General features: G+C 67.9%; 12 protein-coding genes. 8 read left to right on the top strand and 4 right to left on the bottom strand.

Annotated elements, in window-relative coordinates:
- Positions 1–146 precede the first annotated feature (146 nt).
- Positions 147–521, top strand: coding sequence for a hypothetical protein (locus tag HC028_RS28580; protein ID WP_308442066.1), 375 nt, complete (start codon positions 147–149; stop codon positions 519–521).
- Here the strand turns inward: HC028_RS28580 and HC028_RS23445 are convergent.
- Complete coding sequence (locus HC028_RS23445; RefSeq protein ID WP_168079564.1) at positions 450–1,076, bottom strand: DUF47 domain-containing protein; 627 nt, start codon at positions 1,074–1,076, stop codon at positions 450–452. The two genes, HC028_RS28580 and HC028_RS23445, sit on opposite strands and share 72 nt — an antisense overlap.
- Before the next feature lie 721 nt (positions 1,077–1,797).
- On the opposite strand from HC028_RS23445, the gene HC028_RS23440 reads away from it, so the two are divergent.
- Entirely contained in the window at positions 1,798–2,745 is a 948-nt protein-coding gene (locus HC028_RS23440; protein WP_168079563.1) for a LysR family transcriptional regulator, read from the top strand.
- Between the two features lie 40 nt (positions 2,746–2,785).
- On the opposite strand, the gene HC028_RS23435 is transcribed toward HC028_RS23440, so the two are convergent.
- The 3 genes from HC028_RS23435 to HC028_RS23425 are packed head-to-tail and all read right to left on the bottom strand — an operon-like array spanning position 2,786 to position 6,596.
- Complete coding sequence (locus HC028_RS23435) at positions 2,786–5,221, bottom strand: aerobic carbon-monoxide dehydrogenase large subunit (RefSeq protein WP_168079562.1); 2,436 nt, start codon at positions 5,219–5,221, stop codon at positions 2,786–2,788.
- Positions 5,218–5,715 (bottom strand): (2Fe-2S)-binding protein, encoded by a 498-nt coding sequence (locus HC028_RS23430; protein ID WP_168079589.1) that lies wholly within the window; start codon positions 5,713–5,715, stop codon positions 5,218–5,220. The genes HC028_RS23435 and HC028_RS23430 overlap by 4 nt, the downstream gene beginning before the upstream one ends.
- A 2-nt stretch (positions 5,716–5,717) precedes the next feature.
- Positions 5,718–6,596: an FAD binding domain-containing protein gene (locus HC028_RS23425; RefSeq protein ID WP_168079561.1), complete on the bottom strand. Its 879-nt coding sequence runs from the start codon at positions 6,594–6,596 to the stop codon at positions 5,718–5,720.
- A gap of 348 nt (positions 6,597–6,944) precedes the next feature.
- Between HC028_RS23425 and HC028_RS23420 the strand changes: the two genes are divergently transcribed.
- The 6 genes from HC028_RS23420 to HC028_RS23395 are packed head-to-tail and all read left to right on the top strand — an operon-like array spanning position 6,945 to position 12,591.
- Complete coding sequence (locus HC028_RS23420; RefSeq protein ID WP_168079560.1) at positions 6,945–7,202, top strand: hypothetical protein; 258 nt, start codon at positions 6,945–6,947, stop codon at positions 7,200–7,202.
- 21 nt (positions 7,203–7,223) lie between these two features.
- Positions 7,224–8,099 carry an FAD binding domain-containing protein gene (locus HC028_RS23415; protein WP_168079559.1) on the top strand — a complete coding sequence of 292 codons (876 nt, stop codon included), beginning with the start codon at positions 7,224–7,226 and terminating at the stop codon, positions 8,097–8,099.
- 1 nt (position 8,100) lies between these two features.
- A complete protein-coding gene (locus tag HC028_RS23410) occupies positions 8,101–8,631 on the top strand; it encodes a (2Fe-2S)-binding protein (protein ID WP_168079558.1) in 531 nt (176 codons plus the stop codon).
- Positions 8,632–8,651: 20 nt separating this feature from the next.
- A complete protein-coding gene (locus HC028_RS23405; protein ID WP_203981414.1) occupies positions 8,652–11,039 on the top strand; it encodes an aerobic carbon-monoxide dehydrogenase large subunit in 2,388 nt (795 codons plus the stop codon).
- A gap of 14 nt (positions 11,040–11,053) precedes the next feature.
- Positions 11,054–12,007, top strand: coding sequence for an XdhC family protein (locus tag HC028_RS23400; RefSeq protein WP_168079557.1), 954 nt, complete (start codon positions 11,054–11,056; stop codon positions 12,005–12,007).
- A complete protein-coding gene (locus tag HC028_RS23395) occupies positions 12,007–12,591 on the top strand; it encodes an SRPBCC family protein (protein WP_168079556.1) in 585 nt (194 codons plus the stop codon). Before HC028_RS23400 ends, HC028_RS23395 begins: the two co-directional genes overlap by 1 nt.
- Positions 12,592–12,599: the final 8 nt, after the last annotated feature.

The following is a 12,599-nucleotide window of genomic DNA, read 5'->3' as shown; positions in this document are numbered from 1 at the left end:
CCGAGAACGGCGTCAATCCCGGCGGCTGCCAGCGAGGCTCGTTCAGAAATGCTCCAGCAGTTCGGGGAACCACCGGTGCCACAACCGGTCCGCCGTCGGGGTGGAGCACCACCGGCGGCGACCTGCGCGTCGGCCACTTCGTCGGCATGCATGCGCTCCAGGCCTTACCACTGGCCGCGTTCGCACTCGCCCTCGGCGCCCGCCGGATCCGCCGGCTGCACGACGAACGGGTACGGGTCCAACTGATCGCCGTGCTGGCTGCGGCATACGCCGGACTCACTCTGCTGGCCACTTGGCAGGCGCTGCGCGGCCAGTCGCTGATCGCCCCCGACGGGCTGACCCTCGCCGCCGCCGTCGCGCTTATGGCGGTGACGACCGGTGGGGTGCTGTGGGCGCTCGGCGAGGCGTCCCGATTTGCGCCTCAAGGATTCGGCGCCACGCGCCGCACGTCAGGACTTTTTGACGGCGATGGTCTCGACCGTATGGGCAACGTGTTCGAAGGCGTCGCAGGCCGCCTCTAACTCGTCGGCGACCTCTTTCATCTTCAGCACGGTCAGCGCGTCATACTCGCCGGAGAACAGGCGCACCAGCAGCATCCGGTAGGCGCGGTCACCCTCGTCTTCCAGACGATTGCACTCGACCCAGTACTCCCGCAGGTCCGTCATGGTTTTCAGCCGGGGCATCGCCTCGGCCGTCACCCTGGCCTGCTGGTCGAGCACTCTGACGATCTCGTGTATCTCGCGCGGCAACGTCGGCAACGTGGTCAGCCCGTACAGGTAGAGCAGACTGCCGACGGCTTCGAGGTGGTCCATCACGTCGTCGAGTTGGGAGCCGAGTCGCCAGATGTCCGCTCGGTCGAACGGCGTGGCGTCCCTGGCATTGACCTTGTTGTACAGCTCGTGGGTGATCGCATCGCTGTCGTGCTCGACCTCGATCAAGCGCTCGCTGATCGACTGCACGTCGGCATCGGGCAGGGCCAGCTCGTTGAGCAGTTCGGTGCCGCGGACGAGATTTGCCGCCGCTTTGGAGAAAAACTCGTAGAACCGGTCGTCATTGGCACTCGGCGTGAATCGCACGGTCTAACCTCGTCTTGGCAGTCGGAATCCGTTGCGGCGTAACAACTTGCAGTCCTAGATAAGCATTGTCGCAACCGTCACGAGCTGTTGCCATCCCGCCCGACCACTCACCCACCGTGACGACCCTACGGATCTTGGCCATCCCGGGGCCGGACCACCCCGGCCGGAGGCGAAAAGCCCTGCCACCGCGGCGCGCACCTCGCGCTACGGCGCGGCGTGGCTGCCACCCCGCGCGCCCAGCTCGCCGCCGGCCGCCTGCCGGCCCACTGACATCAGCAGCCCTCGGCGCTGTGCGTCCTCGGCGGACCCGAGGTATTGAGTGGGACGAGCTGGCATGGTGGGCGTTCGCTGTTACCACGCCTGTCACCACGCATAGTTAAGTACGGTGCCTGTCGTCCAGTCCGGGCCGGTTCCCGAGTCGCCCGTCCGCTGCCTCAGCGCCCTCAGCCACGTCATCAGCGGGACATCGCACCGCAAGACGCGGGGACCAGAACGGGATCACCGCCTGATTGACCATCAATTCGAAAGATCCTTATGACGCTGCGCCGGTGCCCGTGTCAGGCCACCGTGACCGTGCCCGCCATCCTGGCCCTGCGCCACGTCGAAGCCCACCGCCACACGGGACGAAATGGCTCGGTTTTACCCTCTGTCGGACCGCCCCCATGTGGATCTACGATAGGCCGGGGTCCGATCGGTCGTTGCTGCGGCTGGGGAGAAGGGTGTGACACCGACTCAGTTGCGCGCCTTCGCTGCGGTAGTACGGCTGGGTTCGGTAAAGCACGCGGCAGCCGACCTACAGGTATCCGAGGCCGCGGTGTCCTTGCACATCGGTCAATTGCGCAAGGAGTTCGGCGACAAGCTGTTCGTCCGGACCTCCTCGGGTCTGGCTTTCACACCAGGCGGGCTGCGCCTGGCCAGCAGAGCGACGGAGATGCTCAATCTGCAAGATCGCACCATCATCGAGGTACGCCAAGCCGGCGGTGGCCGGCGGCTGCTGCGGGTAGCCACGGAGGCCCTGTTCGCCGAACACGCCGCGCCCGGCCTGATCGAGCTCTTCGCTGACCGTGCGAACGATCTGGACGTTGAGCTCAGCAGCCATGATCCCGGCCGCTTCGAAAAGCTCTTGCTGACCCGAACGGTCGACGCGGCAATCGGTCCGCGCCCGGCCAGTTTGGACGCCTCGATCACCAGCGCCCACTTCCTGAATTACCAGGTTGTCGCCGTGGCAGCGCCGGACCACCCGATGACCAGACTCCAGCCGGGCGTCAACGCTCTCCGAGAACAAAGGTGGTTACTCGGTCCGTCAGCGGCTTACGATACGGGCGTAATTCCAGACATACTGCGCCGAATCAACGTCCCCGAGGGTCATCAGCGCATCTTCCAGAGCCACGCGGCCGCGGTCGAAGAAGCCAAGCGCGGCAAAGGACTAGCCCTGGCCTTATCGTTCGCCGTCGCGCAGGCCCTGGTCCACGGCGACCTTCGGCGTGTCCCGATCCAGGCCCAAGGCACCTGGAGCATCCTCACCCTGACGGCGGAACAGGCGCCGCCGACGGCGGCCGAGTTGGCGCGTTTCGTTACCACACCTCGCGCTACCCAGGCCATGTTGCGCGACTCCGGGGTCACCGTGCGCCATTTCAAGCCGTCGATTCACGTGACGCTCTGGAGCTAGGCAGCGCGCGGATCTGCCCGGTCATGAGCAACTGGCGAAGTCAGATAGGTGGTTGCGGGTTGCCCCGGATAGCCTCCCACAGCCGTGACGGGGTCAGGGGCATGTCGGCATGGCGGATGCCGTAGGGCTTGAGCGCGTCCATTACCGCGTTGACCACCGCCGGGGGCGAGCCGACGGTCGCGGATTCCCCCACCCCTTTCGCTCCGACCGGATGGTGCGGCGACGGGGTCACGGTGTATCCCGTCTCCCAGTCGGGCACTTCGAGGGCGCTGGGAAGGAGGTAGTCCATCAACGATCCGCTGAGGCAGTTGCCGTCATCGTCGAACGCGATCATCTCCATGAGTGCCATGCCGACGCCGTCGGTGAGGCCGCGGTGTACCTGGCCTTCGATGATCATGGGGTTGATGCGGGTACCGCAGTCGTCCACGGCGACGAATCGCCGTACGGTGAAAACGGCGGTCTGGGCGTCCACGTCGACGACGCAGATATATGCGCCATTGGGGTACGTGAGGTTCTCGGGGTCGTAGTGGACCTGTGCTTCGAGGCCACCCTCGACGCCGTCGGGCAGGTCGCCGGTGCCGTACGCGTGCATCGCTATCTCCTGGATGGTGACGCACGAGGTCGGGTCGCCCACGACGTGGAAGGAGCCTTTGTCCCATACGAGATCGGTGACCGAGATTTCGAGCATCGCGGAGGCGATGAGCCGGGCCTTGTCACGCACCTTGCGGGACACCAGGACCGCGGCCGCTCCGGAGACGGAGGTGGAGCGACTGCCGTAGGTGCCGAGCCCGAACGGCGTCTGGTCGGTGTCGCCGTGCACGACCTTGATGTCAGCCGGCGGGATGCCGATCTCCTCGGCGACGATCTGCGCGAACGTTGTCTCGTGGCCCTGCCCTTGCGACTGGCACGACACGCGCAGCACGGCCTTACCGGTGGGGTAGACGCGCAGTTCCGCGCCATCGGCCATGCCGAGGCCCATGATGTCCATATGTTTGCGGGGTCCCGCGCCGACGGCTTCGGTGAAGAAGGAGACGCCGATCCCCATCAGTTCGCCTCGCGCACGCTTGTCTTTCTGCTCGCGTCGCAGTCCGTCGTAGTCGGCGATCCGCACCGCCTCGCGCAGGGTGACCTCGTAGTTCCCTGAGTCGTAGACCCACCCGGTCTTGGTCGTGTACGGGAACTGTTCGGGCTTGAGCAGGTTAGCCAGGCGTAGCTCGACGGGATCCATCGTCAACTGGAAGGCGAGGCAGTCGACCAACCGCTCGATCAGATAGACGGCTTCGGTGATGCGGAACGAGCAGGAGTACGCGACACCGCCGGGAGCCTTATTGGTATAGACGGCCGTCATCGTGCAGTAGGCGGCCTGAAGGTCGTAGCTGCCGGTGAAGACCCCGAAGAAGCCGCCCGGGTACTTTGCCGGGGCCGCGACGCCGTTGAAGGCGCCATGGTCGGCGAGCACGCTGGTCCGGACAGCGAGGATCGTGCCGTCTCTGGTGGCCGCGATCTCGCCCTGCATGATGTAGTCGCGGGCGAAGGCGGTACTGGTGAGGTTCTCGGAACGGTCTTCCGTCCATTTGACCGGCTTGCCCGTGAGCATCGAGGCGACGATCGCGCAGACGTAGCCCGGATAGATCGGCACCTTGTTGCCGAAGCCGCCGCCGATGTCCGGGGAGATCACCCGGATCTGGTGCTCGGGCAGACCGGCGACGAGCGCGTACAGCGTCCGGTGCGCGTGCGGTGCCTGGGTCGTGGACCACAGCGTGAGCCCGCCGTCCACCGCGTCGTAGTCGGCTATGGCACCGCAGGTCTCCAGCGGTGCCGGATGGACCCGTGGATACACCATGTCCTGACTGACCACCACGTCCGCGCGGGCGAACGCCGCCTCGGTCGCGGCCTTGTCTCCGGTCTCCCAGTCGAAGCAGTGATTGTCGCTCTTGCCCGGGAGATCGTCGCGGATCACGGGCGTGGACGGGTCGAGCGCGGTGCGGACGTTCACGACGGCCGGCAACCGCTCGTACTCGACGTCGATGAGTTCGAGCGCGTCCCGGGCCGCGTAGCGATCCTCGGCGACGACGAAGGCGACCTCCTGCCCCTGGAACCGGACCTTGTCGGTGGCCAGGACGGCCTGCACGTCGCCTGACATGGTCGGCATCCAGGCGAGGCCCCTCTCAGCGAGCATCGCACCCGTGACGACCAACTTCACCTTCGGATGCGCCTCGGCGGCGCTGGCGTCCACGCTCAGGATCCGCCCGTGCGCGATCGGCGCGCGCAGCAGCGCCAGATGCAGCATGCCGGGCAGCTGGATGTCGTCGAGAAAGCGACCCTTGCCGCGGACGAACCGCGGGTCCTCCTTACGCAGCATCCGACCGTGACCCACCGGTTTACGGTCGTTGTCGACGAACGCGGTGGGCCGGGAGTCGGGCGCCGAGGCCGCCTCGGGTACCCGATGATCAGGCGCTTTCGGTGCGCGTCTCATGGCGCACCGTCGTCGACGATGGACGTCCGCGTGCCGGCTTCTTCGGCGGCGGCCCACTGGACCGACCGTACGATCGTCGCGTAGCCGGTGCAGCGACAGGTCTGGCCGGAGATCGCCTCCCGGATCTCCTGCTCCGACGGGCTCGGATTCCGGTCGAGCAGGGCACGGGCCGTCATCAGCATCCCCGGGGTACAGAAGCCGCACTGCAGCCCGTGGCACTCCATGAAGCCGCGCTGGACGGCGTCGAGCTCTCCAAAGCGCTCCAGACCTTCGACGGTGCGCACCTCGTGACCCGCGGCCATTGCGGCCAGCACCGTGCACGACTTCACCGGCTCACCGTCGAGCCATACGGCGCACGCCCCGCAGTTACTCGTGTCGCACCCCCAGTGCGTGCCGGTCAGACTGAGGTGATCGCGCAGGAAGTGCACCAGCAGCAGGCGGGCTTCGATCTCACCGGTCGCCTCGGCGCCGTTGACCGTCATCGTGACCTGCATGCTCACGACTCCCGGCCGTCGAGGCGGGCAACCGCTCGTCGCAGTGCCCGCCGGGTCAGCTCGGCTGCGAGGTGGCGCTTGTAGCCGGCGCTGCCGCGCTGATCGTCGACCGGAGTGCAGCAGGCGGCCGCGATCGCGCCGGCCTCGGCGAAGAGTTCCTCCGACGGCGGCCGCCCGCGCAGCGCCCGCGAGACCGTGGGGATCCCCGTCGTGTTCGGCCCCACCGCCGCGAGCCCGACCCGGGCATCGGTGATCACGGCGCCGTCCAGCCAGACCGCGACTCCACAGGAGACGATCGGCCAGTCGCCCGCCCGGCGCCCCACCTTCTCGAAGGCGCTGGAACCGTTGGGCCGTAGCGGAATGCGGATCTCGGTGAGGATCTCGGCGGCGCCGACCGCGGTCTCGTAGGGACCGCGGTAGAACTCGGCCATCGTCACGACCCGTTCCCCGCCGGGCCCACGGATCACGCAGCTCGCGTCCAGGGTCGTGCACACGGCCGAAAGGTCCTCGGAGGGGTCGGCCTGGCACAGCGCCCCGCCGATCGTGCCCCGGTTGCGGACGAGTGGATCGGCAATCGCCCGCTCCGCGTCGTGGAAGATAGGCAGCGAACGGCGCAGTTCAGGGCTGTCGAGCAGCTCGCGATGGCGCGTCATCGCCCCGATCCGGATGCGCGCCGGCTCGACCCGGACGTAGCCGAGCTCGCGGTGCAGGTCGTTGATGTCAATCAGGTACTCGACGTTCACCAGCCGCAGCTTCATCATCGGCAGCAGGCTGTGCCCCCCGGCCACGATGCGTGCGCCGCTGCCGAGCCGATCCAGCAGCTGGATGGCATGGTCGACACTCGTCGCCCGCTCGTAGTCGAACGGGGCCGGCAACTGCATGTCCGCGCCCTCTCGTCCTGGTACGACCGCTGCCCGGGACCCCATTGGGACCCCCGGCCGTGACATTGTCAATCATGACTTAAGCAATGGCTTGATTCCGCAGGTCACGGGGCGCGTGCCGACGGCGTGGCAAGCCACCACGGTGCGATCGGTGACCGTCTGGCTGCCCCGACCGGGCCCCCGCCCCCGCCGAAGAAGCGAGGCACCGCGCAGCCGCCCGTCTATGAAGCCGGAGCGACATAAGCCTTTGCTTAATCATCAATTGCGGGGGTTGTAAATGGCGCGCACCATGACCGCGCACCACCGACGACAGCGCACATAGGGCCCTCGAGCGAAAGGGCGTCGGTCATGGCGGTCGAGTCGAGCGGACATCACCAGGGCAACCCGCGACTGTACGAGCTGATCGAGAACGCGCCGAAGACCGGTAAGAGCCCCACGGTGTGGGCTTTCCCGCAACTCGTCGAATACCTCAAGGTGGCCGCTCAGCCGGTGCAGGGGCCGTGGCCGCCGCACCAGCAACCCCGGCCCGACCCCGAGGCGGAGTCCATGCCGCAGGCGGTCGCCGATCCCGAGGCGACCGGGAAACCTGAGTCCCACCCCAGATAACTCGGCCGACCAGGAGGCAGGATGTATCCGTCCCGGTTCCGTTACGAGTCACCGCGCTCGATCAACGAGGCGATCGCCCTGCTGCAGGAGGGCGGAGGCGAGGCGAAGGTGCTCGCTGGTGGCCAGAGCCTGGTGCCGTTGCTGAAGTTGCGCTTCGCCGCGCCGGAACTGCTGGTCGACATCAACGGCCTGCCAGGGCTGGACCACCACACGGTCGACCCCGACGGCACGATCCGTATCGGCGCGCTGTGCCGGCATGCCGACTTGGAACGCTGGGCGGTCCTACCCGCCCGGCAACCGACGATGGCGGCGGCCGCTCCGCTCGTGGCCGACCCCATCGTGCGTAACCGCGGCACACTGGTCGGCTCGTTGTGCCACGCCGATCCCCAGGGCGACTGGGCCTCGGTCGTCACCGCTCTGGGCGGCCATGTCGTCGCGCAGGGCGCCAACGGGAGGCGCAGCATCCCGGTGACGCAGTTCGTCACCGGCCCATTCCAGAACACCCTCGGCTACGACGAAATCGCTGTCGAGGCCGTGATCCCCGCCCCGAAAGGGCAGGCCGCCGGCGGGTACCTGAAGTTGGAGCGGCGGGTCGGCGACTTCGCCACCGCGGGCGTGGCCGTCGCCGTCGAGTTGTCCGGCGCGGTTGTCACCCGTGCCGGAATCGCGCTGACCGGCGTGGGCGGCTCGACCATCGACGCAGGCGACGCCGCGCAATCCCTCGCGGGCGGCCAACTCACCGGCGACAGCATCGACAACGCCGCCGATCTGGCCGCGCGGGCCGCCCAGCCGAGGACCGACCACCGGGGAAGCGCCGAGTACAAGCGACAGATCGTCCGCACCTTCGTCGTGCGCATCCTGACCGGCGTCAAAGAGTCAACCGAGAGGGCAGCCTGACATGACCGGCCTCTACGAGGAGATCCGTGAACAGCCGGCCGGTGACGTGCCGGTGCGACGGGTCACCATCACCGTGAACGGCGCGAAGCGCACGGCCGACGTCGAGCCGCGACTGCTGCTGGCCCACCTGCTGCGGCAGGGGTTCAAACTCACCGGCACGCACACCGGCTGCGACACCACCAACTGCGGTGCGTGCACCGTGTTGTTCGACGGACGACCGATCAAGAGTTGCACCATGCTCGCCGTCCAGGCCGACGGCCATGAGGTCACGACCGTGGAGGGCCTGGCTGGGACGAGCGAGTTACATCCGATCCAAGAGGGTTTCAAAGACGAGCACGGCCTGCAGTGCGGCTTCTGCACGCCGGGCATGATGCTGGCCGCCAAGGCACTGCTGGACTCCAACCCCGACCCGAGCGAAGACGAGGTCAGGTGGGCGCTGTCCGGCAACCTCTGTCGCTGCACGGGCTACCAGAACATCGTCAAGTCCGTGCTGTGGGCCGCCAAGAAGCTGCAGTCGCAGTCCACAAGCTGAGCGAGACGGGAGCGATCATCGTGACGCAGGCACGGGACGAGATCAAGATCGGCGGGCTGGGCGCGAGCCGCAGGCGCGTCGAGGACAACCGCTTCGTCCGCGGTAAGGGCCGCTACGTCGATGACATCGTCCTGCCCGACATGCTGCACATGGAGATCCTGCGCAGCCCGCTGGCGCACGCCCGGATCACCTCGATCGACGTCAGCAAGGCCTGGCAGGTACCCGGTGTCAGGCTCGTCCTCACCGGCGAGATGATGGCCTCCCGCAACCTGGCCTGGATGCCGACACTGTCCTATGACACGCAGGCGGTCCTGGCCACGGACAAGGTGCGCTTCCAGGGCCAGGAGGTCGCCTGCGTGATCGCCGACGACCCGTACATCGCCAAGGACGCGTGTGAGGCGATCGTCGTCGAGTACGAGCCGCTACCGGTGATCGTCAACCCCGCCCAGGCGTTGGCCGAGGATGCGCCGTTGATCCGTGACGACAAGGAGAACCAGCCCGACAACGTCGTCTTCGACTGGGAGGTCGGCGACAAGGAAGGCACCGATCGGGCCTTCGCGCAGGCGGACGTGGTGTCGACGCTTGAGTTGCACTATCCCCGCTCGCACCCGTCCCCGCTCGAGTGCTGCGGTTCGATCGCCGACTTCGACCGGTCGACGTCCAAGCTGACGGTCTACATGACCACGCAGGCGCCCCACATCATCCGCGCCGCGGTGGCGCTCGTCGCGGAGCTGCCCGAGCACATGATCCGCATCGTGTCGCCGGACCTCGGCGGTGGCTTCGGCAACAAGGTGCCGGTGTACCCGGGCTACGTCGCGTCGATCCTCGCGTCCATCCTGCTGGAACGGCCGGTCAAGTGGATCGAGGACAAGACCGGCAACCTCATCTCCACCGGCTTCGGACGCGACATCTACCTGCGCGGCGAGATGGCGCTCCGCAACGACGGCAAGATCCTCGGTGTACGGATGCAGACTGAATCCGACCACGGCGCGTTCTTCTCCGACGCCCAGCCGAGCAAGTTCAAGATCGGGCTGCTGCACTCGGCCTTCGCCTGCTATGACATTCCCGCGGCGCATCTGGTCAACCGCGGCGTCTACACCAACAAGGCGCCCGGCGGCGTCGCGTACCGCTGTTCGTTCCGGGTCACCGAGGCGATGTATTTCCAGGAACGGATGATGCAGGCCGCCGCCGACGACCTCGGCATGGACCAGGCCGAGTTCCGGCGCCGCAACTTCGTGCGCGACCACGACTTCCCGCACCGCACCCCGTTCGGCTTCCTCACCGACTCCGGCCAGTACGGCAAGTGCCTCGACGTCGGGCTGGAAGCGATCGGGTATCAGGGCTTCCTCAAACAGAAGGAGGAGGCGAAGCAGCGGGGACGCCTGCTCGGCATCGGCATCTCAACGATGACCGAGCCGCTGGGCGCCGGCAACAGCCGCGAGTACGACATCCTCGGCATCAAGATGTTCGACTCCGCCGAACTGCGCGTGCACATGACCGGCAAGGCGATCCTGCGCACCGGTGCCAAGAGCCAGGGCCAGGGGCACGAGACGACGTGGGCCCAGATCGTCGCCCACGAGCTGGGCATCCCGGCCGAGGACATCACCGTCGAGGAGGGCGACACCGACACCGCGCCCTTCGGGATGGGTACCTACGCCTCGCGCAGCACCCCGGTCGCCGGGGCGGCCGTCTCGATGGTGGCGCGCAAGATACGGGCGAAGGCCCGCAAGCTCGCCGCCCACCTGCTCGAGGTCTCCGAAGAGGACATCGAGTGGGAGCTTGGCCGTTTCTACGTCCGCAGCGCGCCGGGCCAAGGCGTCACCATCCAGGAGTGCGCGGCGGCCGCGTACAGCAACATGCCCGACGGCATGGAGCCCGGCCTGGAGAACGTCGCCTACTACGACCCGCCCAACCTCACCTGGCCATTCGCTTGCTACATCGTGACCGTCGAGGTGGATCCGCAGACCGGCGTCTGGGACGTGCTGCGGGTGGTCGCGGTCGACGACTGCGGCGTCCGGATCAACCCCATGATCGTCGAAGGGCAGATCATGGGCGGCCTCACCGAGGCGTACGCCATGGCCAGCATGCAGTTCATCACCTTCGACGCCCAGGGCAACTGCGTGGGATCGAACTACATGGACTACCTGCTACCCACCGCCTGGGAGACCCCCGGCTACGAGCTGCACGAGGTCGTCACGCCGTCCCCGCACCACCCGATCGGCGCCAAAGGCGTCGGCGAGTGCGCCACCGTCGGCGGCCCGGCCGCCTTCGTTAACGCGGTGATGGACGCGATCAGGGACACCGGCGTCCGCAACATCGACATGCCGTTGCTGCCGGACCGGGTGTACGAGGCGCTGACCCAGCGCCACGACGTGTCCGGGGCGCCACCGGTCAGGACGGACGACTGATGAACCGAGAACCGATGGACCCTCCGATCGACGGCCGGGACATGCTCGACCTGGCCGGTGAGCTGTCGCGGCGCGGAGAGGAGTTCGCGCTCGCGACGGTGGTGTGGCGCCAGGGCCCGTCCTCCGGGCACACCGGCTCGCGGGCGCTCATCACCGCGGCCGGGCAGCTCCACGGCTGGATCGGCGGCGCCTGCGCCGAGCCCGCGGTGGTACGCGAAGCCCAGCGGGTGATCGCCGAGCGGAAGCCGAAACTGCTGCTACTCGGCGCGAGCGACCAGTTCGGCGGAGCCGTACCGGAGGGCATGGTGGCGGTCCCGATCTCCTGTCAGAGCGAGGGCGCGTTGCAGGTCTACATCGAACCCGTGATCTCGACCCCACACCTCACGATCGTCGGCCGCTCGCCGATGGTCCACACGCTCGTCGATCTCGCGCGGGCCCTCGGGTGGCGGGCGGATGTCCGGGACGGACCGGATTTCTCCGCCACCGACCTGGACGCCCGCTCCATCGTCGTGGTCGCCACCCAGGGCCACGGTGACGAGGACGCGATCGAACAGGCGGTGTCGGCGTACCCCGCGTTCGTCGGGCTGGTCGCCTCCCACAAACGCGGCGAGGCAGTCCTCGGCTACCTCGCCGACCGTGGATTACCCCGGAACCTGCTCGACCGGGTCCACGTACCGGTAGGGCTGGACCTCGGCCCCACCTCGCACCGTGAGATCGCCGTGGCGGTCCTCGCACAGCTGGTACAGCTGCGCGCCTCGGGCGGGCTCGCGCCCGAAGCCGCGCCGGCGGCCGCCGGTACCACCGTGGCGACCGAAGCCCGCGATCTGGTCTGCGGCATGACAGTCCGCGCCGACCCGTCGAGTCACCCGTACGCGTACGACGGAGTCACGTACCACTTCTGCTGCGTCGGCTGCCGTGACGCCTTCGCGAAGGACCCGCACGCCTACCTCAGCACGCAGGAGGCCTGATGCTGATCAAGAGCGGTTTCGAGGTAGCCCAACCCGTCGACAAGGTTTGGCGGTTCTTCGACGACATTCCCCAGGTCGCCGCGTGCCTGCCCGGTGCGGAGCTGACCCAGGACCTCGGCGGCGACAAGTACCTCGGCACTGTCGCTGTCCGGATGGGACCGGTCAGGCTGCAGTTCGCCGGGACCGCGCAGATCAAGGAGCGAGACGACGCGGCCAAACGCATCGTCGTCGACGCCGTCGGATCCGACGAGAAGGGCCGGGGCCAGGCCGCCATGCTGGTCACCGCGACCCTGGTCCCCGCGCGCGGCGGTACGAGGGTGGACGTGGCCCAGGATCTGCAACTGTCCGGGGCCGCCGCCCAGTACGGCCGCGGCATGATCTCCGACGTCACCGCCGTGCTGATGCGCGACTTCGCGACCAACATGCAGACCCGCATCGACGCCATCGACCGCGGCCTGTCGCCGGACCAGGTCGACTCCGCCAAGTCGGCCAGCGGCTTCGCCATAGCGCTGCGGGCGATGCGGATGGCGCTCGGACGGGTGCTGCGGCGGTTCTTCCTGCCCTACCAGCCCAACCCGAGTTGAGGAGGACC

Source organism: Planosporangium flavigriseum (assembly GCF_011947225.1).
GTDB lineage: Bacteria > Actinomycetota > Actinomycetes > Mycobacteriales > Micromonosporaceae > Planosporangium > Planosporangium flavigriseum.
The sequence above is the reverse complement of the archived record's forward strand: the minus strand, read 5'-3'. Positions and strand labels throughout refer to the sequence as shown.